The organism is Clostridium massiliamazoniense, from assembly GCF_001403635.1.
Taxonomy (GTDB): domain Bacteria; phylum Bacillota; class Clostridia; order Clostridiales; family Clostridiaceae; genus Sarcina; species Sarcina massiliamazoniense.
In genome coordinates, this window is the sequence record NZ_LN879468.1 from 1038020 (window position 1) to 1058344 (window position 20325).

A 20325-nucleotide genomic window follows, 5' to 3' on the forward strand; every position below is an offset into this window, starting at 1 on the left:
CAATAATTTATTTATGACATTAATTCTAATAAACTAAGACTTAATTTAGAATTAGTGATGAAATAAATTTATAAAATTCAAAAGAAACGAAACGGAGCTGAGAATATACTATGAGTTCTTTACTTAAAGAAAATGATAAAGTAGCTTTTTTTGCATCTTCTAATGGGCTATCTCCATTATTAAAAAGTAATATTTTTTCCTTGAAAAAACTTTTTAATAGTTTAGGTCTGGAAGTTATTTATGGTAATGAACTTTTTTACGAAGAAAAAAATTCACCATTTAATGAAGCCGCTATAATTAAGGCAAAATCTTTAGAAAATTTATTTACTGATAAATCTATAAAGGCTATCTTTGATATATCAGGTGGTGATTTATCAAATGGTCTTTTAAGTTACATAAATTTTGATATTATAAAGAAAAATCCTAAACCATTCTTTGGATATAGTGATTTATCAACTGTTCTTAATGCATTATATAAAAAATGTGGATTTCCAACTTTCCACTATCAAATAAAACACTTAATAAACAATCCTAATTCGGAAAAACAAGTGAAATTATTTAAGGATAGTATTCTTGGAGAAAAAAATGATTTATTTAAATTTAAGTATAAATTTATTCAAGGAAATTCAATGAAAGGAATAGTTGTTGGAGGTAACATTCGTTGCCTATTAAAACTTGCTGGTACACCATTAATGCCTGATTTTAATAATAAAATATTATTCTTAGAAGGCTATAGTGGAAATCCTGCTAAAATTTATACTTTTCTTCATCAGTACAAGCAACTTGGAGCCTTTGATAATCTAAAAGGAATACTCCTTGGAACTTTCACTGAAATGGAAGAAAATGATTATTCCCCAACAGTGGAAAAAATGTTATTAGATATACTGCAAAACAAATCAATAACCATAGCCAAAACTTTAGAACTTGGACATGGTGTAGATAGTAAATGTATAACAATAGGTGGTGCACTCAGCTTGAAATAAAAAATAAAGGGATTCTATATAGAAAGGTATTTCACTAATCTACATAGAATCCTTTATTTGTATTTTATAAACTTCTTAAATTATTTTTTATATATTCTACAATGTTTTCTACATACCCTTTATTAAATTCTTTTTCACTTAACACATATAAGTGATTTTTATGAACTCTATCCATATCTGCTTTATCCTTCACATAAGGAGACACTAAAATAAGATTTACTCCTCTCTTGACCATAGTTTCACAGTTATCATAGGTTCTATCTACCTCTATATTGCAATCTATCTTTTCCTCACTTAATTTTTCTTTTAGATTATTTTTTAAAGCTCCTGATAATGTTCCTTTAAAAATATTACCGCCTCTATCTATACCTATAGGCACAGGTCTAACTCCCCCAATCACCTTTGATACAATTACAATATTCATAAATTCTCCCCCTTTAATTTAACTTTTTTATAATATACTTTAAAAGTTTATTATTTATAATGCATATTTATTTTAAATAGTCATTTAAATACTTAAATTCTAAAGCATTCCACCATCTACAGTAATAATCTGTCCTGTCATATATGAAGAATCTTCTGAACATAAAAAAGCAACCACTTTTGCTACTTCTAAAGTTTTTCCAAATCTATTCATTGGAATCTCCTCTTCTAGTTCTTCTCTCTCTTCTTTATTCATCCAAGAATTCATTGGTGTATCAATTACCCCCGGTGCTACAGCATTTACTCTTACATTGGACATTGCCATCTCCTTGCCTAAGGCTTTTGTAAATGAGTTTATAGCACCTTTAGTTGCTGAGTATAATACTTCACAAGATGCACCAACATTTCCCCATATGGATGATATATTAACAATAACACCTTCAGTTGATATAAGCTCTGACATTGCTAATTTACTACAAGCTAAAACAGATTTTAAATTAATATTAAGAATTCTATCAAATTCTTCAAAATCATTATCCATAAATAATCCAACTGTTGAAATAGCTGCATTGTTTATTAAAATATCTATTCTCCCAAAAACTTTTACAGCCTCTTCTATTAAAAGCTTACAGCCTTCATAATCACCTACTGAAGCTTTCACTAATATTCCATAAGCTCCTAATTCCTTTATTTCATTTAAAGTTTCTCTAGCTGCATCATCATCACTACTATAATTAATAACAACACTTGCTCCTCTACATGCAAGCTCTAAAACAATTGCTTTACCAATCCCCTTAGTTCCTCCTGTAATAATTGCTACTTTTCCAGCTAAGTTCTTCATTATTATTGTCCTCTCTCTTTCCTTACTTTTCCTACTTAAATTATCTTAAAACATCTTTTATTATTCTAAGTGCATTGCCATAAAATATCTTTTCAATTTCACTCTCTACAAATCCTTCTTTTTGTAAGGCAAAAGCTAATTTATTCATTTCACTTGAATTTTTTATTTCAACTTCATTTTCTATACCATCGAAATCTGAACCAATTCCTATTACTTCAATGCCACCAACATTTCTTATATGTTTTATGTGTCTAACCATATTTTTTATAGTTGCTACTTCATCATCTAGAGGATTTGAATCTTTACTTAAAAATGCATTACAAAAGTTTATTCCAGTTACTCCACCCTTATTAGCTAATATTTTTATCATTTCATCAGTTAAATTTCTACTATGATTAGTCATTACTCTAGCATTTGAATGTGATGCTATGAATGGCATTTTTGAATACTTTGCCACATCAAAGAATCCACCATCTGATAAATGAGAAACATCTATAAGCATTCCAAGTCTATTCATCTCTTCAACTGCTTCTATGCCTTTTTCTTTTAATCCTTTATCCTTATTTACAAAAGCAACATTTGGATACCCTAAATCATTTTCAAAATTCCATGTTAATGTCACTAATGAAATTCCTTCTTCTTTAAAATATCTAAGATTATCTAAATTACCTTTTAAAGCATCTCCCTCTTCAATAGTTAAAAAAGCTCCTATTTTCCCTGATGCCTTTACTCTTTTTAAGTCATCAAAATTTCTACATAATTCTATAGTGTCTTCATGTTTTGAAATTTCCTTTTTGAAATTTAATAGCATTTTATTGCAATATTTAAAAGAATCCTCTACTTGATCCTTTTCTATAAACATGGCAAAAAATTGTGCCATGGCATTTCCAGCCTTAATATTATTTAAATTTGCCTTAAGATTTGAATCAGTAATATTTTTTCCCTCTTCAATCATTCTATAAGCAGTATCACAATGAAAGTCTATAAAATTCATATATATTCCTCCTTACTTTATAGTTTCTTTTTCTATTAATTTATGCTTAAAAACTAACTTTATCTTTTTTTAAGAATCTTTATTATCTCTTCTCCTATTTTATAATCTTATTATTCCTCCCCATAGATTTCTATTACTTCTTTTAATATTCCTATAGATGGTTGTGCTCCTTCTTTTTGAACAGTTATTGATGAAACTTTATTACCAAAAACAACTGCCTTTTCTAAAGTTTCAAAGTTTAAATTATTTATATCTAATTTAGAACTTAATCCTCCTATAAAACTATCACCTGCTGCTGTTGTATCTATAGCTTTAACCTTATAGGCTGGAATTATTTTAGCCATATCTTTACTTATTAAAGCTGCTCCCTTTGAACCTAAAGTTATAATAACAAACTTTATCCCTTTATCTAAAAATTTTTTTCCTGCTACTTTAGCACTTTCTAAATCATAAACCTTAATTCCAGTTAAAAGTTCAACCTCTGTTTCATTAGGAATTATTATATCTGTATAATCTAAAATATCTGTTCTTATTTCCTTAGCAGGAGCAGGATTTAATATTGTTACCTTCTTTAACTCCTTAGCAAATTTAAATGCTTTTGCTGTAATTTCTTCAGGAGTTTCAAATTGAGCTATTAAAATATCATTTCCTTTTATAGCTTCCTTAGCCTTATTTATTTCCTCTTCATTTATCGTCATATTCGAACCTGCTATAACAACTATTGAATTATTTCCTCTTTCATTAACAGTTATTATTGCCATTCCTGTTGGATTAATCTCATCTTCATAAACAAAATCAACATTTATATTTTCACTACTTAAAGTATTTTTTAATACTTTCCCATTATCATCTTTACCTATTTTAGATATGATAGTTACTTCATTCCCACATCTCTTAGCCGCTATAGCTTGATTTGCTCCCTTTCCACCATTAGCCTTCTCAAAGGATTTTGAAAGAATTGTTTCTCCCTCCTTAGGCATATCTTTAACTTTTATAACTAAATCCATATTTATACTTCCAAGCACACAAACTTTATTCATAACCTTAAACCTCCTTAAAAACTTAAATAATTAAAAAAGTGGAGATGTATGAAAAATCTGATACATCCCCGCTTTTTATATAACTAACACTGTACTTATATCTTTATTTAGTTATATTATCTAAATGACCTTTGGTAACATCTAATAAATCTGAAAGATTTAATTCAACCTGCATACCAATTTTACCAGCAGAAACAATTATTTTTTCTAAGTCTTTAGCTTTTTCACTAATAACAGTTTTATATTGTTTCTTCATACCAATAGGAGAACATCCTCCTCTTATGTATCCAGTAAATTTATTTATATCCTTAACAGCAATCATTTCAACATTTTTTTCTGAAACAGATTTAGCTGCTTTTTTAAGATCTAATTCATCAGAGGCTCCTATAACAAAAACATAAAGTTCTTTACTATGTCCCATAGTAACAAGAGTTTTATAAACCATTTCTATAGGTTTTCCTATCTTACCTGAAACAGAAAGAGCATCTATTTTATTATCTTTATTGTCATACGTAAGAACCTCATAATCAATTTTATGAGAATCTAAAATTCTCATAGCATTAGTTTTTCCCTTCATAAAAAGACTTCCTCTCTTTAGTAATTAAAAATGAAGAGTTGAAAATATAAAATTTAATTTAGACATAATTTTTCTTAATCCATCATTATAAGAACAACTCCCCATTATGAAGACCTATTAAACATAATTATAAAAAATAATTGTTTATACATTATAATAACTATAATGCATATGTTATTATTTTTTGTATATTACTATTATAAATTTTAATATAGAGGATATTTTTCACAAAGCTTTTTAACTCTATTTTTTACTTCCTCTAAGTTACCTTCTCTATTTTCTATAGCATCATTTATTATTGTTGCTATTTCTTTCATATCCTCTTCCTTAAATCCTCTTGTTGTTACAGCTGGAGTCCCTATTCTTACACCACTTGTTACAAATGGGCTTCTTGTTTCATTTGGAACTGTGTTTTTATTTAATGTTACACCCACTGAATCTAATAAAATTTCCACTTCTTTTCCTGTTACATTTTTATTGTTCAAATCTACTAATAATAAATGATTGTCTGTTCCATTTGATACAATCTTAAATCCATAGCTTTTTAAAGCCTCACTAAGGGCTTTAGCATTCTTTACAACCTGTTGCATATATTCTTTAAATTCAGGCTCTAGAGCTTCCTTAAAACAAACAGCCTTCGCTGCAATTATATGCATAAGTGGACCACCTTGCATTCCTGGGAATATATTTTTATCTAGTTCTTTAGCAAATTTTTCTTTGCATAAAATTAATCCCCCTCTTGGTCCTCTTAAAGTTTTATGTGTTGTTGTTGTAACAAAGTCAGCATATGGAACTGGTGATGGATGTATTCCCGCTGCTACAAGTCCTGCTATATGTGCCATATCTACCATTAAATATGCCCCAACTTCATCTGCAATCTCTCTAAACCTTTTAAAATCTATTACTCTAGAATATGCACTAGCCCCTGCAACTATTAATTTAGGTTTATGCTTTATAGCAAGTTCCCTAACATCATCATAGTTTATTTCCTCTGTTTCTTTATCAACACCATAAGATACAAAGTTATAAAGCTTTCCAGAGAAATTTACTGGTGATCCATGAGTTAAATGTCCACCATTACTTAAATCCATACCTAAAACAACATCCCCTACATTAAGTACAGTTAAGTAAACAGCCATATTTGCTTGTGAACCTGCATGAGGTTGAACATTAGCATGCTCCGCTCCAAATAATTTTTTTGCTCTTTCTCTAGCTATATCTTCTACTTCATCAACCACATAACATCCACCATAGTATCTTTTCTTTGGATATCCTTCTGCATATTTATTTGTTAAAAATGACCCCATTGCTTCCATAACAGCTTCACTAGTAAAGTTTTCAGATGCTATAAGCTCTATGCTTTCTTGCTCTCTTTTTAATTCTTTTTTTATCAATTCTTCTATTTCTAGGTCTACTTTTGATAAATTTTCAAAGTTCACAATATCACCCCAAATTCTTCATATTTATTTTAATTATATTAATTAAAAATATATTTATCAATAACATTTATACTATTTATTTCAGTATCTATTTATTTGTGCTATTATATACTAAGAGTTAGCTTTATTCTATAAAGTGGAACTTAACTTAAGGAAAGTCTTGACTGAATTTAAGTTTAAATCAGTAAATACATATAATCTTAATCTAACAAAAATATATTTTGGACTTCTGTGAGGTGGGTTATGGATATTGATAGCATTGTACACGTTGCTACCCTTGCTGGAAAAATAATTCTAGAAAGTGGTGGGGAAACCTATAGGGTTGAAGAAACAATAGTTAGAATTTGTCATTCCTTTGGCATAAGTCAAGCAGATAGTTATGTTACACCTACTGGTATTATGGTATCTGTTTGTCACGATAAAAATACAAAAACCTTAATAAAAAGGGTTAAATCTAGAGGAAATAATCTTCAAAAAATACATTTAGTTAACAATCTTTCTAGAGAACTATATGTCAAAGAATATACTGTTACTGAATTTGAAGAAAAATTAAATGAAATAAACAGTATTCCAGCCTATCCCTTTAAAATAAATGTACTTTGTGCTGGTATTGCTGCTGCATCTTTCGCTATTCCTTTTGGAGGAACTTTTAAAGATTTCATTGCAGCATTTTTTATAGGAATGATAATAAAAGTATTTGTTATTTATGCTGAAAAGCTCTCTTTAAATTCCTTTTTTATTAATTCAATTGGTGGTGCAATTGCAGCAGTTTTAGCAATAATATCTTCTCAGCTAGGCATTAGTAGCAATGTAAACAATGTTATAATTGGTTCTATAATGCTTCTTGTCCCTGGTATGATTATTACAAATGCAATTAGAGATACTATATCAGGTGATTTAGTTTCTGGGCTTACAAAGGCTGCTGAAGCTATATTAATAGCTGTTTCTATTGCAGTTGGGACTGGTATGGTTATGAATATTTGGATTAATCATTTAGGAGGCTAAACTATGGAAAAAATTTTTATAGAATCATTCTTTTCAGGAGTTGCTACTCTAGCCTTTGCAATAATGTTTAATATTAGAGGGAAATTTTTAATTTGGGCTGGTATTGGAGGATTCTTCAGCTGGTTTTGTTATTTAGTTTCTTTAGCAGAATTTAAAAATACAACTATGGCTATGTTCATTGCTTCTCTTTGCCTTAGTATTTATTCGGAAATTCTTGCTAGAAAATTAAAGACACCAGTAACTACATTAGTTATTTGTTCATTAATGCCCTTAGTTCCTGGAAGTGGAATGTATTATACTATGTATAGTGCAGTTAGTGGTGATATGACAAAAACTTGGACTTTAGCTGCATCTACTTTATCATCTGCTGGAGTTTTAGCTCTTGGAGTAATATTAGTTTCTACTTTAACTAGATTACTTAAAAGTTTCAAAGACGATAAAGTTGAGGTAGTAAAGAAAAGAATAACAAAAACTAGGTCTAATTTCTTAAGAGATATTGAGAAAAATAATGATAAAGAAAATAGCGAAGAAAAATAATATATGAAGTAAGGGATGTATCAATAAACTTAGATACATCCCTTACTTTTTATTTCACAAAACTATTTAAAGTTTTTATAAGTCTTTCAAGACCTGGATAATTTTCATCTCCCTCTTCTATTCCCATGCAGTTTCTAGCATAATCTTCTATCATAAGAATACCGACTTTATTAATAGCTGCTTTTATAGCTGCTATTTGAGTAAGGACATCTCTACAACAAATATCCTTATCAATCATTCCCTGAATTCCCTTTACTTGTCCTTCTACTCTTCTTAGTCTTACAAGTATTTCTTTTTTTAGTTCGTCATCTTTAAGAGCTTCCTCTTTAACAAGATCTTCTTTTTGACTCACAATTCCACCTCTTTAATCTATTTTTCTTTTTGTTCTTTATTAATTTTTCTTCTTTCCTTCTTAGACATTCTTTGTCTAGAATTAGCTTTCCCTATTGTTTTAGATTTATATTTTAATCTTTCTGGTAAATACCTGTTAGCATACTCTTTTCTTCCTTTTTCAGTCTTTACCATATCTTTTCCCTTTTTATCTAAGTGTGCAAGATACCAACAAAAAATCCCAATTATTAAAAATGCCATGGTTATTGTAAATTCACTTGACATATAACTCCCCCTTAATTCTCTGTTACTACCTATTATACCAAAGTTATATAAATAAATTATGCTTATATTAATTTTTTACAAAAATATAAAAAATAGGGCTGTATCGAAAATCCAAAACTTAGATACAGCCCACTATTATTAATTTTCTGTAGTATTTTCTTCTTTTATAATTGATATTCCAAGCTCTTCTAATTGATTTTCATCAACTATATTAGGTGCTTCTGTTAAATAACAGAAAGCATTTTGATTTTTAGGGAATGCTATTACATCTTTAATATTTTCTGTTCCAGCCATGAACATAACCATTCTATCAAGACCAAAAGCTAATCCGCCGTGTGGAGGTGGTCCAAATTTGAATGCTTCCATTAAGAATCCAAATCTTTCCCAAGCACTTTCCTTAGTAAATCCTAAAGCTGAGAACATTCTTTCTTGTAGCTTAGTGTCATGGATTCTTATAGAACCTCCACCTAACTCTTCACCATTTAGAACTAAGTCATAAGCTTTTGCTCTTACTCTTCCTGGATCACTCTCTAAGAATTCTAAATCCTCTTCCATTGGCATTGTGAATGGATGGTGAGCTGCTGTATATCTTTCTTCTTCCTCATCATACTCAAGTAATGGGAATTCTGTTATCCAAGTAAAGTTAAATTCATTTTTATCCTTAACTAAATCAAACTTTCTTGAAAGTTCTAATCTTAATTCTCCAAGACTCTTGAATACTACTGAATTCTTATCAGCAACTATTAATATTAAATCTCCAGTTTCAGCATTCATTGTAGTTTTAATAGCTTCTACTTCTTCTTCTTTTAAGAATTTAGCTATTGGTGATTTAACACCTTCTTCTTTTAATTGAATCCATGCTAAACCTTTAGCTTTAAATGTTTTAACAAATTCTCCTAATCTGTCTATATCTTTTCTACCCATAGTAGCTCCACCCTTTAAGCAAAGAGCTCTTACTGAACCACCATTTGATATAGCATCACTAAATACTTTAAAATCAACTGACTTAACAACTTCAGTTAAATCTGTTATTTCCATTCCGAATCTTAAGTCTGGCTTATCTGAACCGTACTTCTCCATAGCTTCTTTAAATGCCATTCTCTTTATTGGAGTTTTTACATCTACTCCTAAAACATCTTTAAATACATGTTTTATTAAACCTTCATTCATAGCTATAACATCATCTATTTCAACAAATGACATTTCTAAATCTACTTGAGTAAATTCTGGTTGTCTATTTGCTCTTAAGTCTTCATCTCTAAAACATTTAACTATTTGGAAGTATCTATCAAATCCTGATACCATTAATAATTGCTTAAATAATTGTGGTGATTGAGGTAATGCGTAAAACATTCCTGGATAATTTCTTGAAGGTACTAAGTAATCTCTAGCTCCTTCTGGAGTTGATTTTGTTAATATTGGAGTTTCAACTTCTAAGAAATTATTATTATCTAGATAATCTCTTATAGATTTAGTTAATCTATGTCTTATTTTAAATATTTTTTGCATATCAGGTCTTCTTAAATCTAAATATCTATATTTTAATCTAATTTGCTCTGATGCATCTAAATCTTCTTTTATATAAATTGGTGGAGTTTCTGATTCTGATAAAATTTTTACACTATCAGCTATAACTTCAACCATACCTGTTGGTATATTGTTATTTACAGATTCTCTCTTAACAATTTCACCAGTTACAGCAATACAATACTCTGGTCTAATTGATTTAGCTTTTTCTAAAACTTCTTCACTTAAAGTATCTCTAAATACTATTTGAGCTATTCCTTCTCTATCTCTAAGGTCTATAAATTGAAGACCTCCTAAATTTCTATTTCTTTGTACCCATCCCATTAAAGTAACAGTATTACCTATGTGTTCTTCTCTAATCTGTCCACACATCATTGAACGTTTTAAACCATTTAAAGTTTCACTCATTTTAAACTTCCTCCTATCTAGCTTTAACTACCTTTGCTATTTCACCTATATTTGATAATTCAACTTCAAAAATTTCTCCATCGCTCATTCTCTTTATAGCAACTTTATTATTTTCTATTTCAGAATCCCCTATAACAAAGGTATATGCTGCTCCAACTTTATTAGCATATTTCATTTGTGCCTTAACACTTCTGCTTAAGTGATCTATTTCAGCTTTAACGTTGATTTTTCTTAGCTCATTAACCACTTTCATGGCATTCACTCTAGCCATATCACCCATAGCACCAACATAAACATCAAATCTATTTGGTTCTTCTATTTCTATTCCATCTTCTTCAAGAGTTAATAAAAGTCTTTCAAGGCCCATAGCAAATCCCATAGCTGGAGTTTTTGGTCCATCAATTTCTTCTACTAAATAGTCGTATCTTCCACCACCACATATAGTTAATCCATTTTTTATAACTTCAAAAACTGTTTTACTATAGTAGTCAAGCCCTCTAACTATTTGAGGATCAACAACATATTCTATGCCCATAGCATTTAAATAAGTTTTTAATTTTTCAAAGTGATCTGAACACTCATCACAAATAAAATCTAATATAAGGGGAACATCCTTAACTATTTCTTTACAGCTTTTTTCTTTACAATCTATGATTCTCATCGGATTTTTTTCAAATCTTGTTTTACAAGTTTCACATAATTCATCATATCTTGATTTAAGATACTCTTTTAATGCTTCATTATATTTCTTTCTACAAGTTGGACATCCTAAACTATTTATATTTAAAGATAAACCTTTAACTCCAAATTCATCAAGAGTTCTCATAACTAAAGAAATAACCTCTGCATCAACAGTTGCTTCTTGTGATCCAAAAACTTCAATTCCATATTGGTGGAATTGTCTTAGTCTTCCTTTCTGAGCTCTTTCATATCTAAAGCATGGTGTGAAATAAAACATTTTTGTTGGTTGAGCATCTGCATATAAACTATTTTCAATAAAAGCTCTAACAGCTGGTGCTGTTCCTTCTGGTTTTAATGTAATACTTCTTCCACCTTTATCTTCAAAAGTATACATTTCCTTCTGAACAACATCAGTTGTTTCACCAACTCCTCTTTTAAAAAGCTCTGTAGCTTCAAACATAGGTGTTCTTATTTCTCTAATACCATATTCTGCTGAAATTTTTCTTAATTTATCCTCAATATATTGCCACTTATAAGCATTACTAGGCAACATATCCTTTGTTCCTTTTTGCGCTTGAATTGCCATTCTTATTCCTCCTATATTAAATTTTAATTAAATACCACTCTATAATTTAAATTATAAACTATAGAGAGTATCTAAAAGTGCCATTTTTCTTTCTATCATTTCGTCAATTCTATCAATATAGCCTTTTACATCTTTTACGTTTGCAAATCTCTCGATTCTATTTTTGTTTTCATTTAAGTATACAACCTTTGAGACTGCATCAGCTCCTAATGCTATTATAGTTTGACTATCTTCTATCATTTGCATATTATAAAGGCACTCTTTACCTTCTCTTGAGAATCCCACATTCTCCATATTACCAACCATATTTTTTTGTCTATACATGTAATATGGATTCATATTTAAATCCTTTGCTAAAGTCTTACTCATTTCGTACATTTGATTTAATTCATCTTGCTTTGCTATTTTAACAGTTTTCTTTAAAACTAAATTTTCATGTAGCTTTGATGATCTTTTTATAGACATTCCATGTACAGTTAAACTGTCTGGATTTAATTTTTTTATTTCTTCTACAGTTTTCTTTACAGAGTCTACACCTTCATTTGGTAAACCTATTATAATATCCATATTTATGTTATCAAATTCTAGCTTTCTTGCCAAATTAAATTTATCAATTACATCTTGACTTAAATGCCCTCTACCAATAGATAAAAGAACTTCATCATTCATAGTTTGTGGATTTATTGAAATCCTAGAAACTCCATATCTTTTCATAGATAAAAGTTTTTCTTCAGTTATTGAATCTGGTCTTCCACATTCAACTGTAAATTCCTTAATATTATTATCCTTAACAAAACTACTATGGATGTGATTCATAACTCTTTCAAACTGTTCATTATTTACTGCTGTAGGTGTACCACCTCCAAAGTAAACTGTTTCTATGGTTAAGGATTTTTCCTTTACATATTTTTTAATTGCTTCTATTTCCTTATCTAAGGCATCTAAATAATCCTCTACAGCATTTTTAAATGCTCCTATTGGATTTGCTGCAAAAGAACAATAAGTACATCTAGTTGGACAGAAAGGCATTCCTACATAAATAGCAATGTTTTTTTCATCTCTATTTACATATTGATTTTCTCTTCTTGCAACTTCCATACATAATTCAGCTTTTTCTTTGCTAGCTTTATATTTATCATCAAAATATTTTATTACTTCTTCCTCACTCTTACCTTCGTTTAAAAGCTTAAGAGCTATTTTACTTGGTCTTATTCCTACTAAGGTTCCCCAAGGGTAAAAGTCTTTCAATTTATCTGTTAAATATATAAATATTCCTTTTTTAAGTTCTTCCTTAAAATTTTTCTCTTTATTTATTTCATAAGTATATTCTTTTCCATCCTCTGATATTTTTAAGTAATCTTCACTTATATTTACATCAAAGGTTAACTTATCATTTTCATTAAATTTAATTTCTTCAAATGTATAAAAAATATTAAACATCTGATAAACGTCATATCTATAATCTAAATTATTTAATCCTATGTTAATATACATGATTTGCTCCTACCATATATGGGTTTGTCATTTTTTCAAGACCTATAGTAGTACTTGGTCCGTGTCCTGGATAAACCATTGTACTCTCATCTAAAACACCAAGCTTATTTTTCACTGACGCAATTAAAAGTGGTCCATCTCCACCTTCAAAGTCACTTCTCCCTATAGTTCCTTTAAATAAAGTATCACCTGTAATTAAATGTCCATCAACTAAGAAACATATTCCACCTGGAGTATGACCTGGAGTTTCTATAACTTCTACAACCTTATTTCCTATTGCTATCTTTGAATTTTCATCTACGAAAAATTCTGGTTTACTCATCTTCCCAAATATTTCAACCTTACTTTCTATCATATCCCAATCATTTTTATGCATATAAACAGGAACTTTTAAGATGCTTCTTAATTCATCAACACCTGAAACATGGTCAAAATGTCCATGGGTTAATAATATAGCTCTTGGATTCATTGACATGTCTTTAATAGCAGCAATTACTTTATGAACTTCTCCACCATTATCTACTATAAATCCGTCTTTTGTTTCCTCATCCATAACTAAATAAGTATTTGATTCATATGCTCCTATAGCTATAGCTTTTATAATCATTTAATCACATCCTTTAAAAATTCTTTTTACTTTCTAATAGTAATGTTACTGGTCCATCATTTTCTATAGATACCTTCATATCTGCTCCGAAAATCCCAGTTTCTACTTTTATATCTTCATCTTCAAAAAGCTTTAAAAATTCCTCATAAAGCTTTTTAGCCTCATCTCCACCTAAAGCCTCCATGAAATTTGGTCTTCTACCTTTTCTACAATCTCCATAAAGGGTGAATTGAGAAATTATTAAAAGTTCTCCTGAGACATCCTTTATTGATAAATTAAGCTTTTCATCCTCATCTTCAAAAACTCTTAAATTCATAATTTTATCTTTTATATATTTAAGGTCTTCTATGGTATCATCCTTACTAATTCCAATTAGAACATTAAATCCCTTATTAATTGCTCCAACTACCTCTCCATTAACTTTAACACTTGAAGATGAAACTCTTTGAACAACAGCTCTCAAAGTTATCCCTCCCTTCATATTACTCTCTCATATATCTTAATTCTTTACTCTATATACATCAAATGTGCCTTTAATTTGTTTAATTTTCTTTATTAATAATTTTAACTTATCTATACTATCTATTTTAACTTTTATATTAACATTAGCTGTATTTTCTTTACCGGCTTTAGCATTTAAACTTGTTAAATTAACCTTTGCATCAGTTAAAGCCATCATTAAGTCTGATAAATATCCTAGTCTATCTTCAGCTTTAACCTCAAGTTCAACAATAAAATCTCCATCAAAGCCATCTAACCATGAAACATTAACAACTTTTTCATTTTTAGTAGCTATGATATTATTAAAGTTATTACAATCTTTTCTATGTACTGATACGCCTCTTCCTTTTGTAACATAGCCAACAATTTCATCTCCAGGAACAGGGTTACAGCACTTAGCAAATCTAACCATTAGATTTCCCACACCTTCTACCTGAACACTTGAACTACCATATTGCTTCTTTTTATTGTTGTTATTCTTTTGATTTTTAATTTTATCATTTATTTCACTTTGAATTTTTTCATTTGTCTGTACTGATACTACTTCATCTCTAAGCTTATTTATAGTCATAGAAGCTGATATCATACCTGTTCCTACAGCTGCATAAATATCCTCTATTGTGTTCAAATTATATCTTTTAACAAACTTATCATACTTTTCGCCTTTTGCTATATCTGCAAAAGTAATGGACTGCTTCTTACATTCTTTTTCTATAAGGTCCTTGCCCTTTTCAATATTTTCTTCTTTTTTAATCTTTTTAAACCATTGTTTTATTTTACTTCTTGCTTGATTACTCTTTGCAAAATTTAACCAAGCTATATTAGGGCCTTTAGAATTAGCTGATGTTAATATTTCTACTATTTGCCCTGTTTTCAATGGTTGATCTAAAGATATAATTTTTCCATTAACCTTTGCTCCTACACATCTATTTCCTACATCTGTATGAATTCTATAAGCAAAATCTATTGGTGTGGCTCCTGCTGGTAAATTTATAACAACCCCTTTTGGAGTAAATATAAATATTTCATCAGAAAATAAATCCATTTTGAAGCCTTCCATAAATTCTTCTGCATCAGAAGCTTCATTTTGCCACTCTAAGATTTCATTTAACCACCCTAATTTATTTTCCAAAGAAACATCTTTGTTATCTGTAGAATTATTACCTTCTTTATACTTCCAGTGAGCCGCAATACCGTACTCAGCAGTTTTATGCATTTCAAAAGTTCTTATTTGAATTTCAAAAGTTTTTCCCTCTTTTCCAATTACAGTGGTATGAAGTGATTGATACATATTTGGTTTTGGCATAGCAATATAATCTTTAAATCTACCTGGAATAGGCTTATAGATTGTATGAACAATACCTAGAACTGCATAACAGTCTTTTACTGTATTAACAAGTATTCTAACTGCTGTTAAATCAAAAATTTGTTCTAAACTCTTATTTTTATTTACCATCTTTCTATATATACTATAAAAATGTTTAGGTCTACCTTCTATATCACACTCTATATTAGCTTTAGCTAAATTTTCATTTAATTGATCTATTATTTTTGCTATATACTCTTCTCTCTCTACTCTCTTCTCTGCTATTTGATGAACTAAGTCATAATAATCATCTGGATGTAGATATCTTAAGCATAAATCTTCAAGCTCCCACTTTATTTTTGACATCCCCAATCTATTAGCTAAAGGGGCAAATATATCTAAAGTTTCTTGAGCTTTTGATTTTTGTTTATTAGCTGGCATAAACTTTAGAGTTCTCATGTTATGTAGTCTATCAGCTAATTTTATTATTATTACTCTAATATCCTTAGCCATGGCTAAAAGCATTTTTCTTACATTATCTGCTTGTTGTTCTTCTTTACTTTTATATTTTATTTTTCCAAGTTTTGTTACTCCATCAACAAGATTAGCAACTTCCTTATTAAACTCCTTTGACACATCATCATAACTATAATGTGTATCCTCTATAACATCGTGAAGAAGACCTGCTATTATAGTATTGCTATCCATGCCTAGTTCACTTAATATCATAGCAACATTAACCGGATGCATTATATAAGGTTCTCCAGACTCTCTTTTCTGCTCCTTATGTGCTTCAAAGGCAAAATTATATGCTTTTTTTATTAACTCTATATCAGCACCTTTTACATTAGCCTCTATTTTTTCAATTAAACTATCTAGCATTAATGTCTCCTCCTTATTAATAAATTCAATTAAAATAAAAGCTGGTTAGTTAAAACCAGCCTTAGTATAGTTAATATTATATTATATTTCAATTTCTATTTCAATAATATTAAAACTCATAATCAACTAAAGATTTAATATCATAGTTTCCTATTTTATTTCTTCCCTCTAAGCCCTTAAGCTCTATAGCAAAAGCCATACCTACAACTTCTCCACCTACAGCTTCAATAAGCTTTGCAACAGCTCCTATTGTTCCACCTGTAGCTAATAGATCATCTACTATAGCAACTCTTGCACCTTTTTTTATAGCATCTTTATGAATTTCTAGACAGTCTTTTCCATATTCTAAATCATATTCAACTTTGACAGTATCAGCTGGTAATTTTCCTGGCTTTCTTACAGGTACAAATCCTGCACCTAATGCATAGGCAACTGGAACTCCAAAAATAAAACCTCTAGCTTCTGGTCCAACTACTACATCTACATTTTTATCTTTAAAGAATTTTGCCATTTCATCAATTGATTCCTTTAAAGCTTCTCCATCTGCAATTAAAGTAGTAATATCCTTAAAGCTTATTCCCTCTTTAGGAAAATCTTCTATCACTCTTATTTTTTCTTTAAAATCCATTTTGATTCCTCCAAAATAAAAATCTATTTAAATTTAATTTATAACCTTAAATTTTCATTATGCAAATACTTAGTTATCTGCTCAGCCCTATCCTCATCATCTGTAGTTAACAGCTCAACAATTATCTTTGCATTGTCTTTTCTACAAACAGCGCTATCCCTCGGGGTAATGGTATCTATTATTTTTTTTATATTTTCATTGCTTATTGAATCTATGTTATGAAGGTCCTTTATAGCTCTTAATCCTACGTTGTTAGTAGTATCTAAATAGTTCATTCCTTCTTTTAGAATTATTTTATTTTCGCCTACATCTCTAATTCCTGCGGCTAATCCACCTACTAAAATTAAGTCTAAATACCTATTTATACTTTTCATATTATAATAAATTGCTATAGCTTGCATAAGTTTGAAGGTTACGCCACTTTGGCTTATATCCTTATATCTGTAAAGAGATTTCTCTTCACTTGGGTTTATATATATGACATCATATACTGATTTTTTCCTCTTATTTTCAGTTACTATTAAATCTATGTTACATTCCCTACAAAATTTCTCGACTTCTTTATCCTTTAACCCAGAACCAACAGTTATTAAAAGCCCCGCTCCTAAAAATGCAATTTGATTTTTAATAATATCCTCATCTAAATCATAACTGTGATTTTCTTTTTTAGCGATACAATACTCTACATCTGCATTTAAATACTTTAAAATTAGTAAAAGTGATGATATGCCACAAATGCAATCAACATCATAACCACCATAAATAACTATTTTTTCTCTATTATTTATAGCTTTTACTAATCTACTAATGGCTTTATTCATATTTCTTATGTTAAAAGGGTTATAGCCCGATATATAATTGGGGGAATATATACTTTCCCAAACCTTATGCATAATTAAACTCCTCCATAATTTCAAAAAGAAAACACATACTATTATAATTTAAAATACCCCATTTGACAAATATTTTTCCTTAATAAAAAAAATGGCATAGTAAAAGATAATTTCTTATCTCCTACTATGCCTAAAAATAACTATTTTTTCTTTTTCCCTATTTTATTTAACAAACACCAAACAGGGCTTGCAATAAATATTGAAGAATAAGCTCCACATGCTATACCAACCATTAGTGGGAATGCAAAATCTCTTACATTTGGAACAAAGATATAAACACAAGTTATTGTTACTAAAGTAGTAAATGTTGTATTTATAGATCTTGTTAAAGTTTGAGATATACTCTTGTTTGCAATTTCCTTAGGAGTTGATGCACCCATATTCTTTCTATTATGTCTTATTCTATCGAATATAACTATAGTATCCATTATAGAGTATCCAACTATAGTTAAGATAGCTGCTATAAATGGTGAGTTTACTGGTAATCTAAATACTGCAAATACTGTAACAGTAATTAAAACATCGTGTATTAATGCTATTATAGCTGCTATTCCAAAGTTTGTTTCAAATCTTATTATTACATAGATTAGAACACAAGCTAAGGCAACTAGTAAAGCTATTATAGAATTTTGGGTAAGTTCCTTACCTATAGATGCTCCTATTTGATTTTCAGATACTAAAGAATTTTCCTTAAGGTTAAATTCTTTTTCTAGTGATGATACAATTTCTTTTATTTTAGTTGTATCTAAGTTACTAGCCTTTATTTGATAATCATCATTATTTACTGTTGTTGTAATAGCATTTGGTGCTATTTTATGAACTATGCTATCAGCTTTTGCTTTATCATAGTTTGGATTCTCCATATTTACAGTGATTTGTGTACCACCTCTAAAATCTATACCAAAGTTTAAGCCTTTAGTAAACATGAATCCAAGACCGATTATTATGATTATTAATGAAATAGTAAATGTTATTTTTGCTTTATCAACAATTTTGAAAGTTTTTCTTTCTTTTACCTTATTTACATTTACACCAAATAAAGATGGTTTATTTAATAATCCCATACCGAAGAACATATTCATAAAGAATCTTGTCATAACTATTGATGTAAATAAACTCATTATTATACCAATTAACAATGTTACAGCAAAACCTTTTACTTCTCCTGAACCTAAGAAGTATAAAACTAAACCAGCTATTATAGTTGTAATGTTTGAATCTATAATTGAAGACATTGCATTACTAAATCCTGATTTTATAGCCGCTTTAACTGTTCTACCTTGTCTTAGTTCTTCCTTTGTCCTTTCAAATATCAGAACATTAGAGTCTACTGCCATACCAACGGTCAATAGGAATGCTGCTATACCTGGAAGGGTCAATGTTACCTTCGCTGCAATAAATGTATAAAGTACTAATAATACATATCCAACTAATGCTATACTTGCTGCAACTCCTGGAACTCTATAATAAAGTATTAAGAATAAGAATATTATAGCTAATCCAATAGCTCCTGCCTTCATTGCATCTGGAAGTGCATTTGCTCCAAGTTGTGCTCCTATAGTTTCAACAGATACTTCTTTAACTGGTACTGGAAGAGCTCCTGCATTAATTATTCCTGCAATTCTTTCAGCCTCTTTAAGAGATGACATTCCTGTTATAGTAGCTTCACCATTTAAAATAGGTGTTTGTACTGTAGGATTTGTTAAAGTTTCTCCATCCATTTGAATTGTAATATTTTGACCAACATACTTTTTAGTTGCTTCCGCAAAAGCTTCTTTTCCAGCATCATTGAATTTTAATCCAACTACTGCCTGACCATTCTCTTGTTGAATATAAGCAGTTGCCTTTTCAACATCTTTTCCTGTTAGTATTACACTACCATCTGGTGCTTTGAAATCTAGGTTTCCAGTTTGTGATAATGTATTTACTATATTACTAGAATCATACTTACCTGGTATGTCGATTCTAATTTTATTATTACCTTCAGTAGTAACAACAGTTTCTGCAACTCCAACCTTATTAACCCTTAAAGCTAATAAGTTTTTAACTCTGTTTAACTCTTGCGTACTAACATCTGGCTTTTGAATCTCCATAACAACGGAAACTCCACCTTGAAGATCAAGTCCTTTTGTTATTACCTGAGTGAAAGGTTTAAATTGATAATTACCAATTGTAATACCTTTAAATCCAGCTAATGCAAAAAATCCAATTACTATAATAGCAATTAAAAAAAGAACAATACTCGATCCTTTACTTTGGGTTTTTTTTCCTTTTTTTCTCATTTTCTTCCCTCTCTGTAAATCTATTCATACTTTGAATTATAAACCTTTTAATTTCTTATAGCAATATATACCATAA

20 protein-coding genes are annotated in these 20325 nt (G+C 29.4%); 3 read left to right on the forward strand and 17 right to left on the reverse strand.

Annotated elements, in window-relative coordinates:
* Positions 1-110 precede the first annotated feature (110 nt).
* The gene (locus tag ARA19_RS11810) at positions 111-983 is read left to right on the forward strand and encodes a S66 family peptidase (RefSeq protein WP_055071169.1); all 873 of its coding nucleotides are present in this window, start codon (positions 111-113) and stop codon (positions 981-983) included.
* A 64-nt stretch (positions 984-1047) separates the two neighbouring features.
* On the opposite strand, the gene ARA19_RS11815 is transcribed toward ARA19_RS11810, so the two are convergent.
* From ARA19_RS11815 to glyA, 6 genes are all read right to left on the reverse strand, one after another.
* Positions 1048-1407, reverse strand: coding sequence for a hypothetical protein (locus ARA19_RS11815; protein WP_055071170.1), 360 nt, complete (start codon positions 1405-1407; stop codon positions 1048-1050).
* A gap of 99 nt (positions 1408-1506) precedes the next feature.
* Positions 1507-2247, reverse strand: coding sequence for an elongation factor P 5-aminopentanone reductase (gene ymfI / locus ARA19_RS11820; protein ID WP_055071171.1), 741 nt, complete (start codon positions 2245-2247; stop codon positions 1507-1509).
* Positions 2248-2287: 40 nt separating this feature from the next.
* A complete protein-coding gene (locus ARA19_RS11825) occupies positions 2288-3241 on the reverse strand; it encodes a dipeptidase (RefSeq protein ID WP_055071172.1) in 954 nt (317 codons plus the stop codon).
* A 110-nt stretch (positions 3242-3351) separates the two neighbouring features.
* The gene (gene rbsK, locus ARA19_RS11830; protein WP_055071173.1) at positions 3352-4281 is read right to left on the reverse strand and encodes a ribokinase; all 930 of its coding nucleotides are present in this window, start codon (positions 4279-4281) and stop codon (positions 3352-3354) included.
* 103 nt (positions 4282-4384) lie between these two features.
* Positions 4385-4858, reverse strand: coding sequence for a Cys-tRNA(Pro) deacylase (gene ybaK, locus ARA19_RS11835; protein ID WP_055071174.1), 474 nt, complete (start codon positions 4856-4858; stop codon positions 4385-4387).
* A gap of 206 nt (positions 4859-5064) precedes the next feature.
* The gene (glyA, locus tag ARA19_RS11840) at positions 5065-6297 is read right to left on the reverse strand and encodes a serine hydroxymethyltransferase (protein ID WP_055071175.1); all 1233 of its coding nucleotides are present in this window, start codon (positions 6295-6297) and stop codon (positions 5065-5067) included.
* A 243-nt stretch (positions 6298-6540) separates the two neighbouring features.
* Here glyA and ARA19_RS11845 point away from each other — a divergent pair, with 243 nt between their 5' ends.
* Together ARA19_RS11845 and ARA19_RS11850 are read left to right on the forward strand one after the other, a co-directional pair.
* Positions 6541-7302 carry a threonine/serine exporter family protein gene (locus ARA19_RS11845; protein WP_055071176.1) on the forward strand — a complete coding sequence of 254 codons (762 nt, stop codon included), beginning with the start codon at positions 6541-6543 and terminating at the stop codon, positions 7300-7302.
* Between the two features lie 3 nt (positions 7303-7305).
* Entirely contained in the window at positions 7306-7839 is a 534-nt protein-coding gene (locus ARA19_RS11850; protein ID WP_084764485.1) for a threonine/serine exporter family protein, read from the forward strand.
* Between the two features lie 49 nt (positions 7840-7888).
* On the opposite strand, the gene ARA19_RS11855 is transcribed toward ARA19_RS11850, so the two are convergent.
* From ARA19_RS11855 to ARA19_RS11905, 11 genes are all read right to left on the reverse strand, one after another.
* Positions 7889-8191: a metal-sensitive transcriptional regulator gene (locus ARA19_RS11855; protein ID WP_055071177.1), complete on the reverse strand. Its 303-nt coding sequence runs from the start codon at positions 8189-8191 to the stop codon at positions 7889-7891.
* Positions 8192-8208: 17 nt separating this feature from the next.
* Positions 8209-8454, reverse strand: a complete 246-nt coding sequence (locus ARA19_RS11860; RefSeq protein ID WP_055071178.1) for a hypothetical protein — start codon at positions 8452-8454, stop codon at positions 8209-8211.
* A gap of 138 nt (positions 8455-8592) precedes the next feature.
* Positions 8593-10389 carry an aspartate--tRNA ligase gene (gene aspS / locus ARA19_RS11865; protein ID WP_055071179.1) on the reverse strand — a complete coding sequence of 599 codons (1797 nt, stop codon included), beginning with the start codon at positions 10387-10389 and terminating at the stop codon, positions 8593-8595.
* Between the two features lie 13 nt (positions 10390-10402).
* On the reverse strand, positions 10403-11656 hold the full coding sequence (gene hisS, locus ARA19_RS11870; protein ID WP_055071180.1) for a histidine--tRNA ligase: 1254 nt from the start codon (positions 11654-11656) through the stop codon (positions 10403-10405).
* A gap of 51 nt (positions 11657-11707) precedes the next feature.
* A complete protein-coding gene (locus tag ARA19_RS11875; protein WP_055071181.1) occupies positions 11708-13150 on the reverse strand; it encodes a coproporphyrinogen III oxidase in 1443 nt (480 codons plus the stop codon).
* Complete coding sequence (locus tag ARA19_RS11880; RefSeq protein ID WP_055071182.1) at positions 13140-13757, reverse strand: MBL fold metallo-hydrolase; 618 nt, start codon at positions 13755-13757, stop codon at positions 13140-13142. The genes ARA19_RS11875 and ARA19_RS11880 overlap by 11 nt, the downstream gene beginning before the upstream one ends.
* 13 nt (positions 13758-13770) lie before the next feature.
* The gene (gene dtd, locus ARA19_RS11885) at positions 13771-14220 is read right to left on the reverse strand and encodes a D-aminoacyl-tRNA deacylase (protein WP_055071183.1); all 450 of its coding nucleotides are present in this window, start codon (positions 14218-14220) and stop codon (positions 13771-13773) included.
* Positions 14221-14256: 36 nt separating this feature from the next.
* Positions 14257-16446, reverse strand: a complete 2190-nt coding sequence (locus tag ARA19_RS11890) for a RelA/SpoT family protein (RefSeq protein ID WP_055071184.1) — start codon at positions 16444-16446, stop codon at positions 14257-14259.
* Positions 16447-16555: 109 nt separating this feature from the next.
* Entirely contained in the window at positions 16556-17074 is a 519-nt protein-coding gene (locus ARA19_RS11895) for an adenine phosphoribosyltransferase (protein WP_055071185.1), read from the reverse strand.
* A gap of 38 nt (positions 17075-17112) precedes the next feature.
* Positions 17113-17967, reverse strand: coding sequence for a DHH family phosphoesterase (locus ARA19_RS11900; RefSeq protein ID WP_055071186.1), 855 nt, complete (start codon positions 17965-17967; stop codon positions 17113-17115).
* 140 nt (positions 17968-18107) lie between these two features.
* The gene (locus ARA19_RS11905) at positions 18108-20249 is read right to left on the reverse strand and encodes a protein translocase subunit SecDF (protein WP_055071187.1); all 2142 of its coding nucleotides are present in this window, start codon (positions 20247-20249) and stop codon (positions 18108-18110) included.
* Between the last annotated feature and the right edge of the window lie 76 nt (positions 20250-20325).

What these genes read in the sequence shown, in the direction of transcription:
- ymfI (WP_055071171.1), bottom strand. Translation starts at nt 2,247, where the DNA reads ATGAAGAACTTAGCTGGAAAAGTAGCAATTATTACAGGAGGAACTAAG.
- ARA19_RS11825 (WP_055071172.1), bottom strand. Translation starts at nt 3,241, where the DNA reads ATGAATTTTATAGACTTTCATTGTGATACTGCTTATAGAATGATTGAA.
- ARA19_RS11890 (WP_055071184.1), bottom strand. Translation starts at nt 16,446, where the DNA reads ATGCTAGATAGTTTAATTGAAAAAATAGAGGCTAATGTAAAAGGTGCT.
- ARA19_RS11860 (WP_055071178.1), bottom strand. Translation starts at nt 8,454, where the DNA reads ATGTCAAGTGAATTTACAATAACCATGGCATTTTTAATAATTGGGATT.
- hisS (WP_055071180.1), bottom strand. Translation starts at nt 11,656, where the DNA reads ATGGCAATTCAAGCGCAAAAAGGAACAAAGGATATGTTGCCTAGTAAT.
- ARA19_RS11815 (WP_055071170.1), bottom strand. Translation starts at nt 1,407, where the DNA reads ATGAATATTGTAATTGTATCAAAGGTGATTGGGGGAGTTAGACCTGTG.
- ARA19_RS11900 (WP_055071186.1), bottom strand. Translation starts at nt 17,967, where the DNA reads ATGCATAAGGTTTGGGAAAGTATATATTCCCCCAATTATATATCGGGC.
- ARA19_RS11845 (WP_055071176.1), top strand. Translation starts at nt 6,541, where the DNA reads ATGGATATTGATAGCATTGTACACGTTGCTACCCTTGCTGGAAAAATA.
- aspS (WP_055071179.1), bottom strand. Translation starts at nt 10,389, where the DNA reads ATGAGTGAAACTTTAAATGGTTTAAAACGTTCAATGATGTGTGGACAG.
- ybaK (WP_055071174.1), bottom strand. Translation starts at nt 4,858, where the DNA reads ATGAAGGGAAAAACTAATGCTATGAGAATTTTAGATTCTCATAAAATT.
- ARA19_RS11905 (WP_055071187.1), bottom strand. Translation starts at nt 20,249, where the DNA reads ATGAGAAAAAAAGGAAAAAAAACCCAAAGTAAAGGATCGAGTATTGTT.
- ARA19_RS11810 (WP_055071169.1), top strand. Translation starts at nt 111, where the DNA reads ATGAGTTCTTTACTTAAAGAAAATGATAAAGTAGCTTTTTTTGCATCT.
- ARA19_RS11880 (WP_055071182.1), bottom strand. Translation starts at nt 13,757, where the DNA reads ATGATTATAAAAGCTATAGCTATAGGAGCATATGAATCAAATACTTAT.
- rbsK (WP_055071173.1), bottom strand. Translation starts at nt 4,281, where the DNA reads ATGAATAAAGTTTGTGTGCTTGGAAGTATAAATATGGATTTAGTTATA.
- ARA19_RS11850 (WP_084764485.1), top strand. Translation starts at nt 7,306, where the DNA reads ATGGAAAAAATTTTTATAGAATCATTCTTTTCAGGAGTTGCTACTCTA.
- ARA19_RS11875 (WP_055071181.1), bottom strand. Translation starts at nt 13,150, where the DNA reads ATGTATATTAACATAGGATTAAATAATTTAGATTATAGATATGACGTT.
- ARA19_RS11895 (WP_055071185.1), bottom strand. Translation starts at nt 17,074, where the DNA reads ATGGATTTTAAAGAAAAAATAAGAGTGATAGAAGATTTTCCTAAAGAG.